Below are 24,287 nucleotides of genomic sequence, written 5' to 3' on the forward strand. Positions count from 1 at the left end.
TAAGTTTTATCAAAATAGTAGCTACAGAATGCTGAAAATACGGAAGTAAGAAAGAAGGGATTATTGAGACGGTTTTACCACAGGAAGGACATTTCAAACGGCAGATAGGGATGAAAAAAGGGTTATTATTAGTGATTGCATATCTAAAATAAAACCCGTGCCGTAACAGCCTAATATGCCCTTTACAATGCGGGCAAATGTCAACCTCGGGAAAATCATTCTTTTTGCCCCGACGGGCATATTCTCGAACAGATAAGCCAAAATCATAAAAAATCATCAAAATAAATCACCCCAAATATTTTGCAAAAATTATAGCAAAATATTTGGGGTCTAAAAAGGTTAAGCCGCTGTTTTATTTTGAAAAATTTCCGAGGGCTTTGGAGAAGATAATTTGCTAAATAACAGTGGTGCTCTGGAGTATGCAATTATGAATGATGTTATTCAAAAGAATCCTGCGAAGTTTATAGAACTTCCTGTGGAAAAACGTGAAGTGGTCAAAATAAACCAAAAACGTTAGGTGATTTCAGGAGAAAATATTTTAAGAGTACTTGAAAGAGCAAAAGAAAGAAAAAGTAATTTCTATGATTTTTATTTACTGCTTGCTGAAACAGGTATAAGAAGAGGCGAGGCTTTAGCTTTAAAGTGGGATAATATTGATTTTAATAAGAAGATAATTTACATTGAAGAAAATATTCAGGATGTTCTGGAATTTGATGCAACTGGCCAAGTAATAGGGAGAAAAAGGATTCAAAAAGAACCAAAAACGCCCAGCAGTATTCGGACAGTTTTTATATCAGATGAATTAATTGAATTATTAAAAAAGAGGAAAAAACAACAATTGATAGATAAAATGAAATATCGTGATAAGTATAAAGATGAGGGATTTGTTTTTGCGACAAAATATGGGAATGCGATTCTTGAAAGCAACGTTCGAAGAGATTTAAACAAAATCAAAAAAGAGATCTTAATCTTCCCAAATTTAGCTGTCATGATTTTCGTCACGCTTTTGCTACAAATTTTCTCAATGTATCTTCAAATGTAAAAGCACTGCAGGAACTGCTGGGGCATGCAAGTTTAAATACCACATTTAAATACTATGTACATCGAAATCTCAGTATAGATGAGAGTTTGAGAAATGTTGTAGGTTCTATTTATACTGCGTATAAAAGAGAAAAGGTCTGCAGTGGAAATGCAGACTCAGAAAGATAAATATGTAGATTAAAATAGTGGTGTTAAAAATGTTACTGACTAAGAACAATTGCAGACAATTGCAGACAAATACAAAAACAAGAGAAGATGTTCGATTCGCAAAAAGCCTGAAAGCCTTGAAAATAAATGGTGGGCGCGGCAGGTTTCGAACCTGCGACCTCTTGAATGTGAGTCAAGCGCTCTCCCGCTGAGCTACGCGCCCGATTTTCCTTAAATAATTTTAGCACGGACCTTTCCTGGTGTCAATCATTCCAATCTTCCAAACCCTGGAGGGGTATGGTAAAATTAAGAAAAAGTGCAGGTGATTTTGATGTTTTAATTAAACATAATCTTTCGGAAAAAGAGCTTCTCAAATATTACCGGACGTTGGTAAAACGGTTGGAGTTTTGGTAGGGAAAGTGCCCTTAATTATTATTTCAAGCACCGGGTAAGTAAAGATGTCGATATATTTTTTACCGATGCCCAGAATCTTACCTGGCTTACTCCAAGAATAAATAGTATTGTGGCATAAAGGACTGAGGATTACCTTGAGAGTTCTAACTTTTTAAAATTACAATTAAAAAATGGGGAGATTGACTTTATTATAGCTCTTGCTAAAAAGGTTATACCACTTACATGTTTATCCTAAAGAAATTGTAAAAATAAAAATTTTAGATGAAAGCTTAAATACGGAAGCCTTGGATATTTTTAAAGGATTTTTACAGGAAATCTAAGATTTCGGGGGAATGGCGATGGCGGCTATAGAAGTTACCGGCCTTACCAAGCGTTTTAAAGAGGTTGAAGCGGTAAAGGGGGTAGACCTTACCGTTTATGAAGGTGAGGTCTTTGGTTTTTTAGGACCCAATGGGGCGGGAAAAACTACTACGATTTCCATGCTTTGTACGATTTTAAAGCCCGACGGAGGCAAGGGGCATGTAGCGGGCTTTGATTTATGGCGGGAAAAGGATAAAGTGCGGCAGAATATTGGCCTAGTGTTTCAGGATCCTACGCTGGACCGAAACTTAACGGCTTACGAAAACCTCTGGTTTCACGCGTTAATTTATAATATCCCTACCCGAGAGCGCCGGGAGCGAATTGAAATGGTGCTTAAAATGGTGGAGCTATATGAAAGAAAAGATAGCTTAGTTCAGACCTTTTCCGGGGGGATGAAGCGGCGGCTGGAAATTGCCCGGGGGCTTTTACACCATCCAAAAATTCTTTTTCTTGACGAGCCTACTATTGGCCTTGACCCTCAAACTCGGGCCCATATCTGGGATTATATTCATAAAATCCGTAAAGAAAAGGGCATTACAATTTTTCTTACCACCCATTACATGGATGAAGCGGAAAACTGTGACCGTATTGCGGTAATTGACCAGGGGAGGATAATTGCTTTAGATACGCCCCAGAATTTAAAGAAAATGGTGGGCAACAATATTGTTTACATAAATTCCATGGAAGCGTCGGGGATTATTATCTTTATCAAAGAAAAGTTTAACTTGGAGGCCAAGCTTATAAAAAATCAGGTAGTGGTGGAAGTTACCGATGCCGAAACTTTTATTCCGCAATTATTAAAGGAACTGCCGTATCCAGTTACTTCTGTTTCTTTAAAGAAGCCTACTTTAGACGATGTTTTCCTTAAGCTTACCGGACGGGAACTTAGAGATGAGGTTATAACCAATGGTAAAGCCCCGGCCTTTCATCGGCGCAGGAGGTGGCAGTAATGGCAGCTCTTTGGGCTATTTTTTATCGGGAACTTATCCGTTATTTCCGGGAAAAGGTACGGATAATTACTTCCGTAGTGCAGCCAGCTATTTGGCTTTTTGTGATGGGCGGTGGCATGAGTGCAGCTTTTACGGGGCCTGATGGAGTTAACTACCGTACTTTTATTTTTCCAGGAATTGTGGGTATGACCGTATTGTTTTCGGCGGTATTTTCGTCAATTTCCATTGTTTGGGACCGGGAGTTTGGCTTTTTAAAAGAGGTCTTGGTATCTCCCGCTTCCCGGGAGAGTATCGTTTTAGGTAAAGCTTTAGGTGGGGCTACTACTTCGGTTATCCAGGGCACGATTATTTTAATTTTTGCTCCAGCGGTAGGGATAAATCTTACTTTTTCCATGGTCGTAAAAGCCTTTTTTACTATGTATTTTATTGCCCTTACCATGGCGGCCCTGGGAATTGTCATAGCTGCCCGGATGCAGTCAATGCAGGGGTTTCAATTTATCTCGAACTTTATCGTAATGCCTTTATTTTTCTTAAGTGGAGCGATTTATCCTTTAAAAGGGGTTCCAAATTGGCTCTCAGCTTTGGCTTCTATTGATCCTTTGGCCTACGGGATTGACCTTTTAAAGCATGTGTTTCTTCCCTATCATGAATACTCTCTTATTACCGATGTTTTAGTGATGACTGTTTTTTTGATAATGTTTTTATTCTTGGGAATAATACTTTTTAAAAAAGACGGTTAAAAAAATTGAGTAAAGCAGGAAAAAACTATTTTTTGTTGAATATAACTTAATAGCCTTAAGCTGGAGGGATAGGTTTGGACGAGCAAACTGGTGTCATGATAGAAGAGTTTAAGCGCCTGGTGCAGCTTGTGGCCGAAGGAGTTGCCGACAACAGCCGCCAGATTGCCGATTTATCCCTAGAAGTGCGGCAGGGCCTTACTGCTATTACGGAGCTTAAGTTTCGGGATGAACTGGCTTTTAACAGGATTGAGGAAATAAGCCGCCAGTTGACTTCTGGCTTACAATACGTGGAAACTATTCAGCAGCAATTAATTGAGGTAAAAGCCAATCAAGAACGGGTGCTGCTGGTGACCAGGCAGTTAGAAGAAAGTCTTGCTAAGTTTGATAAAAAGCTTGCCGAGTATGAAAACCGCTTAAAACTATTAGAATTAAAAGCTTTTTAGCCCCCGGTAAAGGGGGTTTTATTTTTTATGTAAGATTTGTTAAGATAGAAAGAAAAAAGGTGAAAACAATGGAAAGGTATTATTCCTATACCCGGTATTTAAAGGAGAAATTTGGCGGTAAGGTTTATAAAATCCCGGTAAATATCCCCCACACCTGCCCTAACCGGGACGGAACGGTAGGAATCGGGGGCTGTACTTTTTGTGAAGATTCTCCCGGAGGGTTTGTTTGCTTACCTGATGCTGTGGCGATTTCCCAAAAAGTAGAAGAGTTGAAAAAATATTTTCGGGATAAATTTAAAGCAGAAAAATTTATCGTCTATTTTCAGGCCTATACCAATACCTATCACCCGCTTACGGTTTTTCAGGATTATATCCTTGCGGCAGTGGAGAACAGCGATATAGTCGGCCTTTCCGTTTCTACCCGGCCCGATGCGGTAAACGATAACTACTTGAAGGTGCTGACGGAGGTAAAAAATAAAAAAAATATTGAAGTAGATGTTGAACTTGGTTTGCAGACGGTTAACTATAAAAACTTAATTGCAATAAACCGGGGCCATACCTTAGCCGAATTTATTGACGCGGCATTACGCATAAAAAAAATTTGGCTTAAATGTTACGACTCACTTAATTTTAAACTTGCCAGGTGAAACGTTAGCCGATGTTATTGAAAATGCTAAGATTATGTCAGCTCTAAAGATAGATTTTGTAAAGCTCCATACCCTTTTTATTCCTGAGAAAACGGTTTTGGGGGATATGTACCGCGAGGGGAAAATTGAGATTATTCCTTTAGAGGAATATGTTCAGTGGGTGGTAACTTTTTTAGAGTATTTAAGTCCGGAAGTGGTGGTGCAAAGGTTAATTGGAAAAGGTCCCGATGAAGGGGTTCTCTTTTCCAACTGGGGGGTAAGCTGGTGGAAAATAAAACATTTAATAGAGGAAGAGTTGGAAAAAAGGGATACCCGGCAGGGAGCAAAATGCGATTATTTAAACGGTAAAGCGGTGCAAAAGTTTTTGAGATAAATAAGGAGGTCCTATGGATAGGTATATTGATTTGCGCAGTGATACGGTAACCACTCCTACGCTCAAAATGCGAGAAGCTATGTATGCGGCGGAAGTGGGGGATGATGTTTATGGCGATGACCCAACGGTCCGGGAACTAGAAGAGTTTGCCGCTTATAGAATCGGCAAGGAAGCTGCCCTTTTTGTTCCCAGCGGTACTATGGGAAATCAACTGGCGATTATGACCCATACCCAGCGGGGGGACGAAGTGATTCTGGGGGAAGATTGCCATATTTTTAAATATGAAGTAGGGGCACCGGCGGTATTATCCGGGGTGCAGCTTCGGGGACTTAAAACAAATGCTGGCATGATGGACTTAGAGGAAGTAAAAGCGGCCATAAGACCCAACGATATCCACATGCCGAGAACTTCCCTTATTTGCCTGGAGAATGCTTACAGTAGCGGGGAAGTGGTTTCCACTACTTATATGGAAAAAATCCGGGAATTGGCCAGAAGGCACGGTTTAAAAATTCATTTAGACGGGGCAAGAATTTTTAATGCTGCAATTTATCTCGGGGTAGATGCCCGGGAAATAGCAAGCTTTTCTGACTCGGTCATGTTCTGCCTTTCCAAAGGGCTCGCAGCACCGGTTGGTTCTATCCTGGCTGGAAGCCGGGAATTTATTGAAAAAGCCCGGAAAAACCGAAAACTCCTGGGAGGTGGTATGCGGCAAGCGGGGATATTAGCGGCAGCAGGGTTAGTAGCTCTCAAGGAGATGACCGGGAGATTACGGGAAGATCATGAAAATGCCCGGTATCTTGCCCAAAAGTTAATTGACCTTGGCTTTGAAGTGGATTTAAAAAAGGTGCAGATTAACATGGTGTGGGCTAAAGCTAAGCCTAATCTTAATTTTGAAAACTTACCGGCTAAACTGCTCCAAGCAGGGATTAAAATCAACCCTCCAGCAAACGGCTTCTTTCGCTTTGTGACCCATAAAGATGTTACCGGGAATGATATTGATAAATTTATAACAATTTTATCTAAAACTGTGCAGGCAGGGGAACGGTAATGAATTTAAAGAAAATAATTGGAAGTTACGGGGAGTACATTGGACGATTAAGCAATAAATTTCAAGATGTATTAGTAGAACAAAACGGTGCCTTTATTTTGCTAATTGAGATCAGTGCCGATAAAAAATTTATGTGCGGTTCAGTGAATTCGCTGGAAATGTTTCTTTTGATGTAAAAAAGGAGATTAGTGAAAAATTAAATGCTAACTTAATTACCGAAAACCTCGAGTGGATTATAAGATTAGATCAACCCAAAATATTAAAACAAGAAGAAATAATAAGTAATTTTCCCGAATTAAAACTAATTGAAGCATTGCAAGTTATACCAGTTTTAGTTGAAGAAAATACGCAAAACATACTAATTATTGGATACATTAAAGATCTAAATCCTCACTTTGTTGCTCTTAACGTAAACGAACTTAAAAATTTTTTGTATATTGAACAATTTTATAACTTAATCTTTGAAATAATTATTATGTTTAACAAAATATTAGAGGAAAAAGAGCCATTGGTTCGCGGACATATGGAAAGGGTAGTAGAGTATGCTGATCTTATTGCCGGTGAAATTGGACTGGATGAAAGCGAACGGTTAATTTTACAAATTGCCGCAGCAGTACATGATATCGGGAAAATAATGGTTCCAGATATTGTCTTGCAACACATTGGTAAGTATAGTGAAGAAATGAAAAGAAAAATGCAAAAGCATTCAGAATTTGGTTATGAACTTTTAAAAAACTTCCCGCTTTTTGGTGAAGTTGCTGAAGTGATTTTATACCATCACGAACGTTTTGACGGTAAAGGATATCCGAAAGGATTAAGTGGAGAGGAAATTCCCCTTTATTCACGAATATTAGCAATTGCTGATAGTTTTGAGGCTATGATCAGTGAGCGGGTTTATAAAGTTTCTATGGGTTATGATGAAGCTTTAGAGGAACTGGTAAATAATAAAGGAAAGCAGTTTGATCCTTATTTAGTAGAAGCTTTTATTTCCGGTTTCAGGAAAACTAGGCTTTTAAATCCTCTTAAATATAAAACTCCCGATTTACCTAAGTTATTCAGTAAAGTAATTTTAGCGGCAGGAAATCAATATTTTGATGGTAGGGTTTCGTACAAAGCTGAAAAATCAAATAAGTTATATATTAAACTTTATTACCCGTTAACTTTAGATATTAAAAAAGTTTATGATATGCCTCTTTCTTTGTACTTTCAGGATAAAGGAATGTCTTCGCATGTGCGGGGACATTTGCAATTTTATAATGTATATAATCAAACGGTGGTTTTTGATATTCTGGAAACTCCAGAATTTGTAGTTCCAGAACAGTTTGTCTCATTGCCTGTTTCCCGGGGAGGTCTTTTAGTAATAGGAAGTAATAAAGTGCAAATACTAATAATTGAACTTGGAGGCAATGGCTTAAGATTTGTAGTTGATAAAAATAAGTTAAAAGAAAATGGGATCGTTTTGAAACTAAATACCCAAGTAACAGTTTTATTTAGTTTAAATGTTGAGGAGGAAGAACAATATTTTGGCTTTAATGGTATAATCATAGAAACTCCTAAGACTGCTATCAGTGAGACTTATCTTGTAAAATTTGAAGAGGTGGAAGAAAAACAAAGGGATAGGCTTATAAGCACATTACTTAAATACCAAATTAGCTTACGTCGGCGTGGTTTGCTATAATAAGTATTGACGAAAAAATAAAATAGTATTAATTTATTTTTGTAAATAAAAACCTTAACTAAGGAGCGTGACTTTATGGAAACAAGAGAACTGGTGATTATCGGCGGAGGCCCGGCGGGGCTAGCTGCGGCAATATATGGAGCGAGGGCTGCCCTAAATCCTCTAATCTTAGAACGGGGTGTTCCCGGGGGACAGGCCGCTACTACCGAATGGATTGAAAATTATCCGGGTTTTGAGGACGGTATTGGCGGTTTTGAGCTGATGGTCCACATGCAACGGCAAGCCGAAAAATTTGGTGCTGAATTTAAAAATGCCGATGTGATGAGTATTAAAAAAGAAAATGGGATTTTTAACCTAGCTACTACTATTGGCGATATTAATGCCAAAACGATTATCGTCGCTACCGGCGCCGAGCCTAAAGAATTAAATGTTCCCGGGGAAAAAGAGTTTCGCGGCCGGGGTGTTTCCTACTGTGCTACCTGTGATGGTAATTTCTTCAGGGGAAAAACGGTAGCAGTAGTCGGTGGCGGGGATTCGGCCTTAGAAGAGGCAATTTATCTTACAAAATTGGTGGAAAAAGTTTACCTTATTCACCGGCGCGAAGGTTTTCGAGCGGCGAAGGTTATTCAGGAAAGAGCCAAAGCCAATCCCAAGATAGAATTTGTTTTAAATACAGTAGTGGAAGAAATTGCCGGGGAAAGAAAAGTTGAAAAAGTTGTGGTGAAAAATGTAAAGACCGGTGAAAAATCTGAAATCCCAATAGACGGAGTATTTATTTATGTGGGTTTAAAACCCAATACCGCCTTTTTAGAAGGCCTTTTAGAATTAGAAAACGGTTATATTAAAACCGATGATAAAATGGCTACCGCCATTCCCGGGCTTTTTGCTGCCGGGGATGTCCGGGTAAAAGACCTGCGCCAGGTGGTGACTGCGGTAGCGGACGGTGCCCAGGCGGCAGTTTCGGCAGAAAAGTATCTGGAGGAAAATAAGTAGATATGGAAGTAGTAAGGCTTAAAAGCTCTAAAAAAATTGAGTTAATTGAGATTACTGCAAAAGTTTTCGAGTTTACTAGAAATTATCCCGAAGCAAAAGCAGTGTTAATTTATGTTCCCCACACTACAGCCGGGGTATTAATTAATGAAAATGCGGACCCGGACGTCAAAAGGGATTTAGAAGCTTATCTGGAGCAAGCGGTACCCAAACTTCCTTTTAGGCATTTAGAAGGTAATTCTCCAGCGCATGTACTCTCATCTTTAATTGGGGTGTCGCTTTCAATTCCGCTGGAAAAAGGTAAACCAGTTCTTGGAACCTGGCAGGGGATTTACTTTGCCGAGTTTGATGGTCCCCGGGAGCGAAAAGTTTATCTAACCGTACTCTAAAGAAAGTAAATAAGGAAAGCCGCAAGATGTTAAGTCTTGCGGCTTTAAAATATATATAGAGAAAAGGGAGAGGAGATTAGGCTTTGCTATAAGTATAACCAAAAAACGTAAGCCTTAAACAGTAAAAGTCGGTGAATGGTAAAAAATTAAGTGTAAATGGTAGTTAGAAAGTTTTAACAGAAAGCTCTTTACTTTTCAATCGAACATATGTACTATAAAATTAAGGGGGGATGGTGATGGAATATTTACAAGTATATTCAAGCCAGCAAGAGTTTTTTGCGATTAAACTTATGCCTAAAGTAAATGTTTTTTGTGGGCCGTATTATCTTGGATTAAAGCGGGCCTTTGAAAAAGTAAAAGAGGACGAAGAAACGGTAGCGGTGACTTACGATGAACTCTACACTATTAATCCTGAAACGTATCTTAATGATTTTTTGGAAAAAGAGTTTTGGCGCGAAAAAAATGAGTTCAGGAACATTCTTGAACTTCTTTCTGATTTAAACCAAAAAATCCTGAGGAAAGATCTTGAGTTGAAGGAGCTTAAAGAAACTTTATTAAAACTACCGGCGGTTGCAAACCATGAGCTGGATACTGAAAAATTAAAACTTTTAAAGGAGCACTTAAAGGAGCAGGAAAAGCAAGAAATTTTTAAGATACGGATACAAAAAGAGTTTGAGCGGTTTTTCTGGCAACTGGAAAGATTTTCAGTGACTCTTGCGGAGTTTAGTCAGGAAGGTTTTTGGAGTGAAGAAAAAGTTTTGGATATAGGAGAAAAGCTAAGGCAATTAAAGGATGAACTAATGCAATTAATTACCTTTAAGGAGGAAAAGCTGGAAGACGACCTCTTAAAATGGCTGGAAGAACAGGAAAACCTACTGGAAACATACTTACAGCGGGAAAAGCTTTTAACCGAACGAACCCTTGGCTATTTAGAATTAAAAGAGCTTTTGCGCCATAAAGTCAAGTTAAAAAGGACCCTTTCGAAAAAACAAAAAGAGTATCTAGAGTTTCTGTTAAATAAGTTGAAGGATAATATTCCTGAAGAGCTAAATTTTTTTACGTATCAAATTTTAATTGATGGAGATAATCGAGAATACTGCTTGTATTTAGAAAAACTTTTTAAAAGCGCTACCCCATCATTAAAGAAAAAACTTTGGCCTCTCTGTGACCAGATATCCCCAAAAAGACTTATTCGCCTTTTAAATCACCCGGAAATGGAAAAGCAGCCTGAGTTTGAAAGTTTTGCGGATCTTTTGTACTGGTTAAGGGGACGCCTGACTCTTCAGGACCGGGTATTTTTAAAAAGCCTCGTTTTAGGCGAAAGGGTTAAACTTATCCTTAAAGATAGTAAAGAAGAGCTAAGTATGAGCGAGCCGGAACTCCAAAACCTGGTTACGCTGATTCTTTATTTGCTTTTCGAGACAAAAACGCTGGCGATATACTATCCCGAAAGGGCTATGGACTCCTATAAAATAACCCGCTGGCTCATACCAGTTTTAAAAGAGCGCCGAAAGCAAACCTTAATCTTTACCCAAAATCCCGCTTTAATTACTGCTTTAAAACCGGAAAACTTAGTGGTCTTTGGCTTTTCAGAAAAAAAACCTTCTTTTGTGCAAAAAAATGCTAACGATCCAGAAGTAAAAAAATTACTTTTAACCTTCTTAGAAGGAGGGCCTGAGAGTTTTGCAGGACGACAGAATTATTATCAAGTATAATAAACGAAAGCCAGAGATGACTTTTTACGAACAGTACCAGCGTTATTTGGAAACTCCAATCCTTGATTTAAAAAGCCAATTAACTGCTACCGAATATCGCCTGTTTTTTTTGCTCTGGCAAAATCGTGGCCAGATAGTCACCAAAGAAATTATTCTGGAAAGGATTTTTCAAGACCCCGTGGGAGTTAGTGAAGAAAGCTTAAAATGGCATTTAAAAAATTTAAGAAGGAAGCTAAAAATGCTGGGTTTGGGAGATATTATTCACTGCCATAAAGGTTTGGGGTATCAAATAAAGAAAGAGGTGAATTTAAACTTTCCTTTCCTCTAACCTCCCCCCAAAACTCCCCGCTACCTACCCCTACACCTCCCCTGGCCGCTTTTAATTTGGTCAGCGGGAGGTGTTTTTATGTCACTTAAATTTAACGAAATAATTGGTTTTTATCCCTACCTAAAACCGGGAGTAGGGGAAGGAACAATGGTTATCACGAAAGATGGCCGGGAAATCTTTCAGGCAAAGAGTATTAAAAGTTTTCGCAGGGAGGTTTTATGGTATTACTTTGTTGATTTTAAAGCTTTAAGGAGTCAGGCAAAAAATTTGGGCGAACCGGTGCCCTTAATAGTTGGTAGACGAATCTTTGTACCTTTTAAATTTAGAAAACGTTTGTTTCCAGGGGATTTTTGTTATGCCTACTTTTCACTGGATGAAATAATGTTTTGTGGCGGGAAAAAAGCAATGCTTAGATTGAATTGTGGTAAATCTTTTTATTTAGCGTGTTCGACTAAAACTGCCACATCCTCTTTAATTAGGGCAAAAGTTTTACGTCAGGAAATAAGCTTAAGAGAATAAGTTATTTTTTTCACCTAGCAGGAAAATGAAAAAACAAAAAGAAAAATAAGAAAATTAAGAATATATATAATATTAGTAAAAAATACTTAAATTGTATAGTGTATACAAAGTAGATTTTTAATTTTTAAAACTAAAATCTTTTATCAGGGGGGGCAGTACGTGAAACTATTTGAGTATCAGGTGAAAAAAATTTTGGGAAAGTTTGGGGTTAATGTGCCTCAAGGGGAAGTGTTTTTAACTTTAGACCAGGCCCGAAACTTTATTGAAAGGATGGGGGAGGGGGTGGTAAAAGCGCAAGTGTTAACCGGGGGGCGAGGAAAAGCCGGCGGGGTAAAGCTCTTTACTACACCCGCTGAAGGGATAAGTTTAGCCCAGAATATCTTCAACATGACCATCAAAGGAGAAAAAGTAAAGGCAATTTTAATAGAAGAAAAAATTCCTATTGAGCAGGAACTATACTTATCTTTGTTTGTAGACGGTCGGATAAAAAAACCGGTCTTAATAGCATCACAGGCTGGAGGTGTGGATATTGAAGAAGTTTTAGAAGAACAAATTTTAAAACTACCTATTGATCCCTTAATTGGTCTGCGAAATTACCATGCCAATATTACCGCTCAAAAACTTGGACTGGCCGGGGATTTAGCAGAACAGTTGACCGCTTTATTAAAGAAGATGTACGAAATTTTCCAGGCTTACGAAGCGGAACTTTTGGAGATAAATCCGCTGGTGGTTTCCCGAGGCAAGCTTATCGCCGCCGATGGCAAAATGACTGTCGATGATGATGCTCGTTTTCGCTGGCCTTCGGATCTTCCTTTTAATGAAGAGAAAACGCTTCTGGAAAAGAGAGCCGAGGAAATTGGCGTATCATACGTAGAACTGGATGGGGATATAGCAGTAATGGCTAACGGAGCCGGAATAACCATGGCTACTTTAGATTTAATTGCTTATTTTGGGGGACGACCTAAAAATTTCATGGATGCCGGTGGTGGCGCTAATGCCGAGCAGATGGCAAAAGCTTTAGACCTTTTACTTTCCACTAATCCCAAAGCTATTTTAATTAATATTTTTGGTGGCATAACCCGTTGTGATGAAGTGGCGAAGGCTTACCTGACCGTAAAGAATGAGCGGGAGATTTCGGTGCCGGTGGTGATTAGGCTGGTAGGAACCAATGAAGAAATTGGAGTTTCGATGCTAAAAGAGGCCGGAGTGGAAAGCTTTTCTTCCTTGCGGGAAGCAGTAATTAAAGCGGTGGAGCTTTCCAGAGTTGGGAGGGACAATTAATGGCTATTATTGTAACCGAGGAAACCAGGATTGTCGTCCAGGGGATAACAGGAAATCAGGGGCGATTTCATGCGGGCAAAATGTTGGAATATGGAAGCAAAGTAGTGGCCGGAGTAAGTCCCGGTAAAGGTGGAACGGAGGTTTTAGGCATACCGGTTTTTAATACCGTTGTGGAAGCGGTACGAAATTCCGGTGCCAATACCTCGATCTTATTTATCCCAGCCCCTTTTGTCCTGGAGGCGGCTTTTGAGGCGATAGAAGCCGGGATAAAGACGATCGTTATTATAACCGAGCATGTACCCCTAAAAGATGCTTTAAAAATAATGAGTATTGCCAAGGCGTATGGAGTTACCATTGCTGGTCCCAATACCTTTGGGGTTATTTCCCCGGGAATTGCTAAAGTAGGCATTATGCCCAACACTATTTATCAAAAAGGACCGGTAGGTATTGTGGCCCGAAGCGGCACTTTAAGTTATCAGATTGCCTATGAATTGACCCTGGCAGGGCTTGGCCAGTCAACAGTAGTTGGTTTAGGTGGCGACCGGGTAGTGGGCTTATCTCTGGCGGAAGTTATTGAAATGTTTGATCAGGACCCCGAAACCGAGGGGATTGTCCTGGTGGGTGAAATTGGGGGAACGGCCGAGGAAGAAGCGGCGGAAATAATAAGAAATATAAAAAAACCTGTAGTAGCCTTTATTGCTGGGAAAACTGCTCCGCCAGGGAAAAGGATGGGGCATGCCGGGGCAATTATCGAACGGGGGCGAGGAACCTATCAAAGCAAAATAGATGCCCTTTGGAGTGCTGGAGCTTTAATTGCCGAAGTTCCCTGGGAAGTGCCGGTATTAATGAAATCTGCTCTGGTCAAGTAGGGGGGAGTGGCATGGAGAAGGAAGAGAAAAAAGTGGTTTTGGACTCGGGAATTGAGGTCAAAACCGTTTACGGTCCTCAGGATTTCTTGGGATTTGACTACAAGGAAAAACTCGGTGAACCGGGGCAGTATCCCTATACCCGCGGAATTCAACCCAATATGTATCGTGGTAAACTATGGACGATGCGCCAATACGCGGGTTTTGGCACTGCCCGGGAGACCAATGCCCGGTTTCGCTACCTTTTAGAGCAGGGGCAGATGGGGTTATCGGTGGCTTTTGATTTGCCGACGCAGATAGGGTACGACTCGGACCACGAATTGGCTCGGGGAGAAGTGGGCAAAGTAGGGGTGGCAGTGGATTCTCTTTTAGACATGGAGGAGCTTTTTGCGGGGATACCGTTAGATAAAGTGAGCACCAGCATGACCATCAATGCTCCGGCCGCGGTTTTATTAGCCATGTATATTGCCGTTGCCAAAAAGCAAGGGATAGACCCCCAAAATTTAAGCGGTACTATTCAAAACGATATTTTAAAAGAGTACGTGGCCCGGGGAACCTACATCTTTCCCCCGGAGCCTTCAATGCGCATTATTACTGACATTTTTGCTTTTTGTAAAAAAGAAGTACCTAAATGGAACACTATCAGTATTTCCGGCTACCACATCCGGGAAGCGGGCTCCACAGCGGTGCAGGAACTTGCCTTTACCCTTGCTAACGGCATTGCATACGTTGAAGCGGCTATTAAAGCGGGATTGACCGTGGATGAATTTGCACCCCGTTTATCCTTTTTCTTTAACGCCCACTTAAACTTTTTTGAAGAAATTGCCAAATTTCGGGCGGCTCGCAGAATTTGGGCCAAAATAATGAAAGAGCGTTTTGGTGCTCAAAATCCAAAGAGTTTACTACTACGTTTTCATACCCAAACCGCTGGCTGTACCCTTACTGCCCAGCAGCCTAAAGTAAATCTCCTCCGCGTGGCTTTCCAGGCTTTAATGGCAGTTTTAGGCGGTACCCAGTCGCTTCATACCAACAGCTACGACGAAGCCTTATGTCTTCCTACCGATGAATCAGCCCTTTTAGCCTTAAGAACTCAGCAGGTAATTGCTTATGAAATTGGAGTAACGGATACGGTTGACCCGCTGGGAGGAAGCTATTACCTGGAAAGCTTAACCGATGCTCTTGAAGAAAAAGTTTGGGAATATTTACAAAAAATTGATGATATGGGCGGAGCGGTAGAATCGGTGAAAAATGGCTTTATGCGCCGGGAAATTGAGAAAAGTAGTTACGAATACCAGCGGGCGATTGAAAAGGGTGAGAAAACGGTCATAGGAGTTAATCGCTTTGTTATTGAAGAAGAACCTCCCCGAGATTTGTTAAGGGTGAATCCAGAAATTGAAAAAGTCCAGCGAGAAAAACTACAAAAATTAAGAGCTAACCGGGATAACGAACGGGTGGAAAAAACTTTAGAGCGCATTAGAGAAGTTGCCCAAAGCAAAGATAATTTAATTTACCCCATTTTAGAAGCGGTAGAAGCTTATGCGACCTTAGGGGAAATATGCGGTGCTTTACGGGAAGTTTTTGGTGAATACCACCAGGATTAGGGGGGTTACGATGCGAAAAATTCGGGTCTTAATAGCCAAACCGGGTTTAGATGGCCACGACCGGGGAGCCAAGGTTATAGCGCAGGCCCTGCGGGATGCGGGTATGGAGGTAATTTATACCGGAATTCGCCAAACACCCGAACAAATTGCTAAAGCAGCGGTGGAGGAAGATGTGGATGTGGTTGGTCTTTCCTGCCTTTCGGGAGCTCATAATGAACTTTTTCCCCGGGTGGTGGAATGCTTAAAAGAAATGGGAGGCGGCGATATTCCGGTAATTGGGGGAGGGATTATTCCCCATGAAGACCGTGCTTATTTAAAGGAAAAGGGGATTAAAGCTATTTTTGGACCTGGAAGTTTAACTGCTGACGTGGTGAAAGTAATCCAGGAATTGGTCTGGAAGGAGGGATAAAATGTTTAAAAAAATTGACCATCTTGGTATAGCGGTTGCAAATTTAGAAAAGGCAATTAAAACTTTTGAGCTTTTAGGTTTTAAAGTTGCGGGAATGGAGGAAGTACCAGAGCAAAAGGTTAAAGTGGCGTTTTTGCCGGTAGGAGAGAGCAATGTAGAGCTTTTAATGCCCACCGATGAGAAAAGTACCATTGCCAGGTTTCTCATGAATAAAGGAGAAGGAGTACATCATCTTGCCTTTTTAGTGGAAAACATTGAGGAAAAATTAGCGGAATTTAAGGAAAAAGGTTTTACTTTAATCGATGAAAAACCACGGGTAGGAGCCCATGGGAAAAAAATTGCCTTTTTACATCCCAAGTCAATAAACGGTGTATTAATAGAACTTTGCGAGGTGGTGGGCGATGGAAAATAAATTACAGGAATTATATCAGAAAAAAAAGGAATCCCTCTTGGGTGGCGGTGAGAAAAGGATTAAAAGACAGCACGAATCAGGAAAATTGACGGCCCGGGAGAGGATTAACCTTTTACTTGATCCCGGAAGCTTTGTGGAGCTCGATATGTTTGTGCGGGGAGAACAGGGGGAGTTCTCCAAAACGGACATGGAAAATTACGGTGAAGGAGTAGTAACCGGCTACGGCACGATAAACGGTCGTACCGTCTACCTCTTTTCCCAGGATTTTACCGTATACGGTGGTTCTTTAGGGGAGCTTCATTCGGCTAAAATTTGTAAAGTAATGGATTTGGCAATGAAAGCGGGTGTTCCGTTTATAGGCCTTAATGATTCCGGAGGAGCAAGGATTCAGGAAGGGGTTTATTCCTTAAGTGCCTATGGCAATATTTTCTACCGCAATACTCTGGCATCGGGAGTAATTCCCCAGATTTCGGTAATTATGGGGCCGTGCGCGGGAGGAGCGGTTTATTCTCCGGCCATAACTGACTTTATCTTTATGGTGGATAAAACCAGCCAGATGTTTATCACCGGACCCCAGGTCATAAAATCGGTTACCGGGGAAGAAGTGAGTCCCGAGGAACTGGGAGGCGCAATGACCCACAACCATATAAGCGGCGTTGCCCATTTTGTCGGGGAAAACGAAGAAAAAACTTTAAGTATGGTTAGAAAGCTTTTAGAATATTTACCTCAAAACAACCTTGAAGAACCCCTGCCCAGAACTCCCATGCCACCGTTATATGCCGCGGAAGAACTTCTTGGGATTGTCCCGGAGGACCCCAACCGTCAGTATGACGTTCGGGAGGTAATAATTAGAATTGTCGATAATAGTGAATTTTTTGAGGTGCATAAATACTTTGCGGAAAATGCTGTGGTTGGGTTTGCCCGGTTATCTGGACGGGTAGTAGGAATTGTGGCCAATCAACCCCGGTACCTGGCGGGTACTTTGGATATCAATGCCTCCGATAAAATTGCCCGCTTTGTGCGTTTTTGCGATAGCTTTAATATTCCCCTTCTAACCTTTGTAGATGTTCCAGGGTTTTTACCGGGAATCAATCAGGAGTATGGCGGGATTATCCGGCATGGAGCCAAAATTCTCTATGCGTACTCGGAGGCTACTGTTCCCAAACTTACGGTTATCTTACGGAAAGCCTATGGTGGAGCGTATGTGGCAATGTGTAGCCGTTCTCTTGGAGCGGATGCTGCCTTTGCCTGGCCAACGGCGGAAATTGCGGTGATGGGGCCTGAAGGAGCAGCCAATATTATTTTCAGGGATGAAATAGCCCGGGCGGAGGATCCGGTGAAAGTTAGGGCGGAAAAAACCGCCATGTACCGGGAAAAATTCTGTAATCCCTATGTGGCTGCGGCCAAAGGCATGATTGATGATGTAATAGATCCCCGGGAGACCCGGGACCGCTTAATAAGGGCCTTAGAAGCCATCAGTACCAAGCGGGAGTCAAGACCAATGAAGAAACACGGAAATATTCCCTTTTAACAGCCCCAAAAGGAGGTGAGAGGGGTGCAGGAAAAAATCTTAATAGCCAACCGGGGAGAAATTGCTCTTAGAATAATCCGGGCGTGTAAGGAACTGGGAATAACTTCGGCGGTGGTTTATACCCCTGCCGATAAAGATAGTTTGCCCGTAAAAATAGCCGATGAAGCTTATCCCTTAAAGGATAACAAAAGCTATTTAAAGATTGAAGAGATAATTTCTGTAGCTTTAAAAAATAATGTAACGGCGATTCATCCCGGGTATGGCTTTTTGGCTGAAAATCCGGCCTTTGCTAAGAGCTGCTTGGATGCAGGAATAAAATTTATTGGTCCTTCGGCTAAGGCTATCGAGCTTATGGGAGATAAGGCCGTAGCCCGGGAAATTATGCAAAAAGCGGGCGTTCCTGTGATACCAGGATCCAATGGAGAAATAACTGATTTTCGGGAAGCGTTAAAGATTGCGGACGAAATTGGCTACCCGGTTATAGTTAAAGCTGCCGGCGGAGGTGGCGGCCGGGGAATGCGGATTGTTCATACTCCTAAAGAGTTAGAAGAAGCTATCCAGGCGGCAGCCCGGGAGGCGGCTTCTACCTTTGGAAATTCCAAGCTTTATTTAGAAAAATATCTTCAGGACTGCCGGCACGTGGAGTTTCAAATTTTGGCGGATCAATACGGTAATGCGGTTTATCTGGGGGAGCGGGATTGCTCACTGCAGCGGCGAAACCAAAAAGTCATTGAAGAAGGCCCCTGTCATGTTTTGACCGAAAGACTGCGAAAAAAAATGGGCGAGCTTGCGGTCCGTTCCGCTATGGCTGTCCATTATGCGGGAGCTGGGACTGTAGAATTTTTATTAGATGACCGGGGAAACTTTTATTTTATTGAAATGAATACCCGGATTCAAGTGGAACATCCGGTAACGGAAATGATTGCAGGCATAGACATAGTTAAAGAGCAGATAAAAATTGGCCTGGGGGAAAGATTGAGCCTTACCCAGAAAGATATAAAAATTTATGGCCATGCCATTGAGTGTCGGGTAAATGCCGAAGACCCTATATCTTTTATTCCTACCCCCGGAGAAATTAAAAAGCTTATGCTACCCCAGGGGCCCTTTGTCCGGGTGGATACTGCTGTGTATGAAGGTTATACGATTCCTCCTTACTACGATTCGATGATTGCCAAATTAATTGTCTGGGGAAGAACGCGGGAAGAGGCAATTATCCGGATGAAAAGAGCTCTAGAGGAATTTATTATATTCGGAGTTTCCACCAACTTACCCTTTTTACGAAAAGTTATGGATAATGCCTTTTATCGCCGGGGAGAAGTTTATACCAACTTTATTAAGCGGCGAATGGAGCCATTAACCCCGGAAGACCTTGAAGGCTATCGGGATAAGGACCTTTTTGCTGAAAGTGTTTCCTGGGAACAGCCGCTGGAAGAGATTATCGCTGCTGTAGCTGCGGCTTTTGCTGCTGAAAATAAAAAAGAAGTTCAAGAGCAGTACTTACCGATTTCTGCCTGGAAGGTCGGTGGGCTTTTAGAACAGATGCAACGGCGGCTTTATAAAGGGGGTGTTTAAGGTGGTTAAAAAGTTTAAAATACGAGTGAATGGTCGCGAATACGAGATCGAAGTGGAGGAAATTCACACCGAGGGCTGGGGAATAATTCCAAATACCCAGGAACTATATAAAAATCAGAATTTACCGGGAAATGAGACCAGAACTGCAGGAGCCTCAATGCCTTTCAAGGCCAACGGAGCAGCGTCTGGGGTAAAAGCTCCTATGCCCGGGGTAGTGGTGGCTATTAAAGTAAAACCCGGGGACACGGTAGGGCCTCAGGACGTAGTAATTACCATTGAAGCAATGAAAATGGAAAATGAAATTACCGCCGGTAGAAGCGGAATGGTGGAGCAAATTTTAGTTGCCGAGGGGGATACGGTCCAGGCCGGCCAGTTATTGATAACCTTAAAATAAAAAGGGCCAAATTTTGGCTCTTTTTTCTTTTGGGAAAAGGATTTTGGGAAATGATAAAGAAAAATAAATAATAAATTTTGAAAGATCAGGAGGGGTAAAAATGAAAATTACTTTTTTAGGTCATGCTGGTTTTTTCGTAGAGGCGGAAGGACTTAAGTTTTTGTTTGATCCCTTTTTAACCGGAAATCCAGTGGCAGCAAAACGACCCGAGGAAATGACCGCCGACTACATTTTCGTAAGTCACGGGCACGGCGACCATCTGGGAGATACGGTGCCAATTGCTCAAAAGAGCGATGCTACGGTTATTGGGGTTTTTGAGCTTTGTAATTTTCTTTCCCGTCAGAACGTGAAAACCCATCCCATGCATATTGGAGGAAGATATAACTTTGGTAAATTTACGGTGAAACTGACTCCTGCCTGGCATGGTAGTTCCTTTGGCGAAGGGCCGGTAGAATCCCTGGGTAATCCCTGCGGCTTTTTGCTGACCGTGGGAGGTCAAACCTTATACCATACTGGCGATACCGGAGTTTTTTACGATATGAAACTAATAGCTGAAATTGACCCGGTGGATATTTTACTTCTACCAATTGGCGGTAACTTTACCATGGACATAAAAGATGCTCTAAAGGCCGTAGAACTTATAAAACCCCGGCACGTTATTCCCATGCACTATAATACCTGGCCTTTAATTGCGGTAAATGCTGAAGAATTTAGGGCTAAAGGGAGTTCCTTGGGAGCGGAAGTCCACATGGTAAATCCCGGTGAAACGGTTGTCCTGTAAATAAAATAATGGTAAAATAAGCGATAGATTTTTTGGCGGAGGTTAGGATGAAAGAACCGGTAATAATGTATCGAGAAAGTTTTTGGTATTTAATTGGAGTAGGAGCCTTAGCTATTTTAGGGTTTATTTTTAACCTCTGGCTTGGGATTTTTGTTTCTCTTTTATTTCTTTTTATCCTCTTCTTCTTTCGAAATCCCCGGCGGATTATTCCGGCCGATGAACAGAGTATTGTTTCTCCGGCGGATGGCGTAATTTTAGAGGTAGCTGAAGTATTGGAAAACTCTTACTTAAAAGGTCCCGCGGTAAAAGTTAGTATTTTTTTATCCCTGTTTGATGTTCATGTAAACCGGGCTCCGCTAAGCGGTCAGGTGGAATATATCCATTATCGTCCTGGAAAATTTTTACCAGCGTTTAAAAGCCACGCTTCGGAAATCAATGAGCGAAATTACATTGGAATAAAAAATTCCCGTGTTAAAGTTTTAGTAGTGCAAATTACTGGTTTTGTTGCTCGCCGGATTGTATCTTTTGTTAAATTGGGAGATAATTTAAATAAGGGCCAACTTTTTGGTATGATAAAATTTGGCTCCTGTACGGAAATTTATTTGCCAAAAGACCGGGTAGAGATCCTGGTGCAAAAAGGTGAGCGGGTTTTTGGCGGGACTACGGTAATTGGGAGGATAAAAGAATGATCTTACGGGCAATACCATCGGCGTGTACCCTTTTAAACCTTGCAATGGGTATGCTTTCCATTATCGCAACGATTAATGATAATTACTTTTTAGCAGCTATCTTAATTTTAATCAGTGTATTTTCTGATGGAATTGATGGACGACTGGCCCGGCGATTTGATGTTGCCTCAGATTTTGGTAAACAGCTTGACTCTCTGGCTGATTTGGTGTCTTTTGGAGTAGCTCCGGCGTTATTAGTTTATGCTGATAGTTTAAGTGGTTATGGGTATATCGGGCTTTTATTTATTGTATTATATACTATTGCCGGAGCCTGGAGGCTTGCCCGTTTTAATATTTTAAATATCTCTGGCTATTTCGTCGGAGTACCTATTACTTTTGCGGGAGGTTTTACTGCAGGGTTAGTGCTATTATCATTGAAACTTGCGGCTTTCCCCCCAATTGCTTTTTTAATTATTACGCCTTTACTGACATATTTAATGGTAAGCCGTATTAAAGTCCCCAAGTATTAAATTTTTTCCAACTTCTGATGTCCAAGTCACCAATCTCCAGCAGGGGCCGTATACTATGGTAGCCTTTTTAAAGGAGGGATTGGTGTGCGAGTAATTTATATACCACTTCCGGGAATTTTAAAATCCTTGATTAAACTTTTTATTAAATAGACGGGTACGGCCCGTCTTTTTTATTTTTTTACCTCCTTTTGATACTGCTTTGGGGTAATGTTGAAGGCTTTTTTAAATTCTTTGATGAAGTATGAGATATTTTCATATCCCACGTCATAACATGTTTCGGTAACACTTTGGTGTTTTAGTAGCTCTCTTGCTTTTTTAAGTCTGAGCTCTTTGATATATTCCTTGGGAGTCTTGCAGGTATAAGTTTTGAAATATCTAATAAACTCATAATCCTCCATGCCAAAGTATTTGGCAATATCTGCTATTTTTATGTTCTTGGTATAACAATCGTTTATATAGCTTATTATGCTGTTTATTTTAGCATTCTTTACGGTACCTATAATTTCCTCTGCGCCTCTAAATTTTAAGATTTCATAGAGCAATTCCTGGATGTAAAGATTAAGTATAAATTCTTTGCCCTTTTCATTACTGTTAAAGGCTTTTACAATCTTCTTGTAAGTTCCTAAGGTCTCTTCATTGAATTTACTGAGAAAAAAGTGATTGGTTATTTTTTTTATTTCTTCAAAACCTAATTCAAGCTGTACTTTCTCAATTAACTGGCTAAGAACATTGTTGTCTACCTCTATAACCAGTGCCTTGGTTTTATTTCCTATTTTTAAAATTACCTTTGAATTCGGGGCTAATATTGTAAAATCATCCTTGGTGTACTCAATACTATCAAAATCATTAATAACAACTTGCTTTTTACCCTCCAATATCGTGCAAATTCTCAAGTAGTTTTTGGAATAGTAGGTAGTTTTAATTGGTTTATCAAAATCGTAATACAAAATTTTAGCATTATCCGTATCAAATTCCTTATCCGGGGTTAAACTAGGTAAAAACATTTTTTCACCCCTTGTGCAATTTTGTTTTAGTTTTTGCAAAAATGGATTAGAATAAGGGAAATCTTCTTGTTACAATTTTATCAAACATTAAGTTTAAATTAAATAAGGAGGTTTAGGAAATGAAAACCTATCAATTTTACATGCCACCGGTTAGCTTTATGGGTATTGGTTGCCTAAATGAAGCAGGGAAGGAAGTTAAAAAACTAGGTTTTAAAAAAGCCCTTATTGTAACCGATAAGGTACTGGTTCAGATCGGTCTTGTTAATAAGTTAACCAAAATCTTGGACAACGAAGGAATAGAGTACGTAATTTTTGATGAAACTAAACCAAATCCAACGGTTAAAAATGTTGAAGATGGTCTTAAAATGTTAAAAGAAAATAACTGTGATTTTATAATTTCCTTTGGAGGAGGTTCACCCCACGACTGTGCCAAGGGGATAGGGCTGGTGGCAACTAACGGAGGTTCCATCAAGGATTATGAAGGGGTTAACAAGTCAGCTAAACCTATTCTGCCCCTGGTTGCCATAAACACTACCGCTGGAACAGCCAGTGAAATGACCAGGTTTTCTATAATAACTGACGAGGATAGGCATGTAAAGATGGCCATTGTTGATTGGCACGTAACTCCTACTATTGCAGTTAATGATCCTGAGTTGATGATTGATATGCCGAAATCTTTAACTGCGGCAACGGGTATGGATGCCTTAACTCATGCCATTGAAGCTTATGTATCCACTGATGCAACCCCGGTCACCGATGCTGCAGCCTTAATGGCAATTGAGCTTATCTTTAAGTACCTGAAAAGAGCGGTGGAAAATGGAAAAGATATTGAAGCAAGGGATAAAATGGCTTATGCTGAGTATTTAGCGGGAGTTGCCTTTAACAATGCAGGCTTGGGATACGTACACGCTATGGCACACCAGCTGGGAGGGTTTTATGATCTTCCCCATGGAGTTTGCAATGCTGTATTGCTACCGCATGTGCAGGCATATAATCTGCATGTTGTACCCGAAAGGTTTATTGATATAGCTAAAGCAATGGGAATAAATGTAGAAAACTTATCAGCTAAAGAAGCTGGAGAAAAGGTACTTGAAGCGATAAAAGCTCTTTCAAAAGAAATTGGCATACCATCAGGCCTTAAGGAACTAGGTGTCAAGGAAGAGGACATCAAAACTTTATCGGAAAACGCCCTAAAGGATGCCTGTGGTCTTACGAATCCAAAGCAAGCAAGCCTGGAGGAGATAATGACGATATTTAAAACAGCGATGTAATTTTCAATAAAAAATTTTAATAATAGGCTTTTGTTGTTTAATTTTCGCCAAACCTTCGGGTATTGGCGAATTTTATTGCTTTTTTTTGAAGTATAACCAAAGGTTTTGTCGAAAAAATTAGCCTCGGAAAAGAGGAATTTTCTTTAAAAGGAAGAATATAAATACCGTATGGAAAACCCTTATTT

Annotated in this window: 27 protein-coding genes, 1 tRNA gene and 1 pseudogene; 26 read left to right on the top strand and 3 right to left on the bottom strand. The window is 40.6% G+C overall.

The annotated features are described in order from the left end of the window. Positions 1-277: DUF6431 domain-containing protein (locus cpu_RS13965; RefSeq protein WP_234970216.1), on the bottom strand; the 277-nt coding region annotated here is incomplete at its 3' end. Between the two features lie 240 nt (positions 278-517). On the opposite strand from cpu_RS13965, the pseudogene cpu_RS07700 reads away from it, so the two are divergent. Next, positions 518-1,209 (top strand): annotated as a pseudogene (locus cpu_RS07700) (site-specific integrase). A 127-nt stretch (positions 1,210-1,336) separates the two neighbouring features. On the opposite strand, the gene cpu_RS07710 reads toward cpu_RS07700, so the two are convergent. Further along, positions 1,337-1,411, bottom strand: a tRNA-Val gene (locus cpu_RS07710). Between the two features lie 529 nt (positions 1,412-1,940). Here cpu_RS07710 and cpu_RS07715 point away from each other — a divergent pair. The 24 genes from cpu_RS07715 (at position 1,941) to pssA (ending at position 21,827) form a co-directional block, all read left to right on the top strand. Next, entirely contained in the window at positions 1,941-2,912 is a 972-nt protein-coding gene (locus cpu_RS07715; protein ID WP_075859449.1) for an ATP-binding cassette domain-containing protein, read from the top strand. Then, entirely contained in the window at positions 2,912-3,652 is a 741-nt protein-coding gene (locus cpu_RS07720; RefSeq protein WP_075859450.1) for an ABC transporter permease, read from the top strand. The genes cpu_RS07715 and cpu_RS07720 overlap by 1 nt, the downstream gene beginning before the upstream one ends. A gap of 74 nt (positions 3,653-3,726) precedes the next feature. Continuing rightward, on the top strand, positions 3,727-4,095 hold the full coding sequence (locus cpu_RS07725) for a hypothetical protein (protein ID WP_075859451.1): 369 nt from the start codon (positions 3,727-3,729) through the stop codon (positions 4,093-4,095). A 68-nt stretch (positions 4,096-4,163) separates the two neighbouring features. Next, positions 4,164-4,742, top strand: coding sequence for a tRNA modification radical SAM protein MnmL/YtqA (gene mnmL, locus cpu_RS13795; protein ID WP_200800660.1), 579 nt, complete (start codon positions 4,164-4,166; stop codon positions 4,740-4,742). After that, positions 4,732-5,115 carry a hypothetical protein gene (locus cpu_RS13800; RefSeq protein ID WP_200800661.1) on the top strand — a complete coding sequence of 128 codons (384 nt, stop codon included), beginning with the start codon at positions 4,732-4,734 and terminating at the stop codon, positions 5,113-5,115. The genes mnmL and cpu_RS13800 overlap by 11 nt, the downstream gene beginning before the upstream one ends. A gap of 13 nt (positions 5,116-5,128) precedes the next feature. Continuing rightward, a complete protein-coding gene (ltaE, locus tag cpu_RS07735; RefSeq protein ID WP_075859452.1) occupies positions 5,129-6,163 on the top strand; it encodes a low-specificity L-threonine aldolase in 1,035 nt (344 codons plus the stop codon). Next, on the top strand, positions 6,163-6,339 hold the full coding sequence (locus cpu_RS13650) for a hypothetical protein (protein WP_159433988.1): 177 nt from the start codon (positions 6,163-6,165) through the stop codon (positions 6,337-6,339). The genes ltaE and cpu_RS13650 overlap by 1 nt, the downstream gene beginning before the upstream one ends. Continuing rightward, complete coding sequence (locus tag cpu_RS07740) at positions 6,297-7,841, top strand: HD-GYP domain-containing protein (protein ID WP_075859453.1); 1,545 nt, start codon at positions 6,297-6,299, stop codon at positions 7,839-7,841. Before cpu_RS13650 ends, cpu_RS07740 begins: the two co-directional genes overlap by 43 nt. A 75-nt stretch (positions 7,842-7,916) precedes the next feature. Next, the gene (gene trxB, locus cpu_RS07745) at positions 7,917-8,834 is read left to right on the top strand and encodes a thioredoxin-disulfide reductase (protein ID WP_075859454.1); all 918 of its coding nucleotides are present in this window, start codon (positions 7,917-7,919) and stop codon (positions 8,832-8,834) included. 2 nt (positions 8,835-8,836) lie between these two features. Further along, on the top strand, positions 8,837-9,220 hold the full coding sequence (locus cpu_RS07750; protein WP_075859455.1) for a secondary thiamine-phosphate synthase enzyme YjbQ: 384 nt from the start codon (positions 8,837-8,839) through the stop codon (positions 9,218-9,220). A 236-nt stretch (positions 9,221-9,456) separates the two neighbouring features. Next, positions 9,457-10,935: a hypothetical protein gene (locus cpu_RS07755; protein ID WP_075859456.1), complete on the top strand. Its 1,479-nt coding sequence runs from the start codon at positions 9,457-9,459 to the stop codon at positions 10,933-10,935. Then, complete coding sequence (locus cpu_RS07760) at positions 10,904-11,263, top strand: helix-turn-helix domain-containing protein (RefSeq protein ID WP_075859457.1); 360 nt, start codon at positions 10,904-10,906, stop codon at positions 11,261-11,263. Before cpu_RS07755 ends, cpu_RS07760 begins: the two co-directional genes overlap by 32 nt. Before the next feature lie 78 nt (positions 11,264-11,341). Next, positions 11,342-11,782 carry a hypothetical protein gene (locus cpu_RS07765; protein WP_075859458.1) on the top strand — a complete coding sequence of 147 codons (441 nt, stop codon included), beginning with the start codon at positions 11,342-11,344 and terminating at the stop codon, positions 11,780-11,782. Positions 11,783-11,941: 159 nt separating this feature from the next. Continuing rightward, a complete protein-coding gene (sucC, locus tag cpu_RS07770) occupies positions 11,942-13,063 on the top strand; it encodes an ADP-forming succinate--CoA ligase subunit beta (protein WP_075859459.1) in 1,122 nt (373 codons plus the stop codon). Next, the gene (gene sucD / locus cpu_RS07775) at positions 13,063-13,932 is read left to right on the top strand and encodes a succinate--CoA ligase subunit alpha (RefSeq protein ID WP_075859460.1); all 870 of its coding nucleotides are present in this window, start codon (positions 13,063-13,065) and stop codon (positions 13,930-13,932) included. Before sucC ends, sucD begins: the two co-directional genes overlap by 1 nt. Before the next feature lie 11 nt (positions 13,933-13,943). Then, positions 13,944-15,530 carry an acyl-CoA mutase large subunit family protein gene (locus cpu_RS07780; RefSeq protein WP_077177248.1) on the top strand — a complete coding sequence of 529 codons (1,587 nt, stop codon included), beginning with the start codon at positions 13,944-13,946 and terminating at the stop codon, positions 15,528-15,530. Positions 15,531-15,540: 10 nt separating this feature from the next. Then, complete coding sequence (locus cpu_RS07785) at positions 15,541-15,939, top strand: cobalamin B12-binding domain-containing protein (protein WP_075859461.1); 399 nt, start codon at positions 15,541-15,543, stop codon at positions 15,937-15,939. 1 nt (position 15,940) lies between these two features. After that, complete coding sequence (gene mce / locus cpu_RS07790; protein ID WP_075859462.1) at positions 15,941-16,351, top strand: methylmalonyl-CoA epimerase; 411 nt, start codon at positions 15,941-15,943, stop codon at positions 16,349-16,351. After that, positions 16,341-17,882, top strand: coding sequence for an acyl-CoA carboxylase subunit beta (locus cpu_RS07795; protein WP_075859463.1), 1,542 nt, complete (start codon positions 16,341-16,343; stop codon positions 17,880-17,882). The genes mce and cpu_RS07795 overlap by 11 nt, the downstream gene beginning before the upstream one ends. Before the next feature lie 24 nt (positions 17,883-17,906). Then, the gene (gene accC, locus cpu_RS07800) at positions 17,907-19,454 is read left to right on the top strand and encodes an acetyl-CoA carboxylase biotin carboxylase subunit (protein WP_075859464.1); all 1,548 of its coding nucleotides are present in this window, start codon (positions 17,907-17,909) and stop codon (positions 19,452-19,454) included. Position 19,455: 1 nt separating this feature from the next. Then, positions 19,456-19,848: a biotin/lipoyl-containing protein gene (locus tag cpu_RS07805; RefSeq protein ID WP_075859465.1), complete on the top strand. Its 393-nt coding sequence runs from the start codon at positions 19,456-19,458 to the stop codon at positions 19,846-19,848. A 100-nt stretch (positions 19,849-19,948) separates the two neighbouring features. Then, a complete protein-coding gene (locus tag cpu_RS07810) occupies positions 19,949-20,629 on the top strand; it encodes a metal-dependent hydrolase (RefSeq protein WP_075859466.1) in 681 nt (226 codons plus the stop codon). Positions 20,630-20,676: 47 nt separating this feature from the next. Continuing rightward, positions 20,677-21,318 carry a phosphatidylserine decarboxylase family protein gene (locus cpu_RS07815; protein WP_075859467.1) on the top strand — a complete coding sequence of 214 codons (642 nt, stop codon included), beginning with the start codon at positions 20,677-20,679 and terminating at the stop codon, positions 21,316-21,318. Beyond that, entirely contained in the window at positions 21,315-21,827 is a 513-nt protein-coding gene (pssA, locus tag cpu_RS07820) for a CDP-diacylglycerol--serine O-phosphatidyltransferase (protein ID WP_075859468.1), read from the top strand. Before cpu_RS07815 ends, pssA begins: the two co-directional genes overlap by 4 nt. Before the next feature lie 170 nt (positions 21,828-21,997). On the opposite strand, the gene cpu_RS07825 is transcribed toward pssA, so the two are convergent. Beyond that, complete coding sequence (locus cpu_RS07825; protein WP_075859469.1) at positions 21,998-22,831, bottom strand: helix-turn-helix domain-containing protein; 834 nt, start codon at positions 22,829-22,831, stop codon at positions 21,998-22,000. 119 nt (positions 22,832-22,950) lie between these two features. Here cpu_RS07825 and yiaY point away from each other — a divergent pair, with 119 nt between their 5' ends. Then, positions 22,951-24,102, top strand: coding sequence for an L-threonine dehydrogenase (gene yiaY, locus cpu_RS07830; RefSeq protein WP_075859470.1), 1,152 nt, complete (start codon positions 22,951-22,953; stop codon positions 24,100-24,102). Positions 24,103-24,287 lie beyond the last annotated feature (185 nt).

The sequence above is a fragment of the Carboxydothermus pertinax genome, assembly GCF_001950255.1.
GTDB classification, from domain to species: Bacteria; Bacillota; Z-2901; order Carboxydothermales; family Carboxydothermaceae; genus Carboxydothermus; species Carboxydothermus pertinax.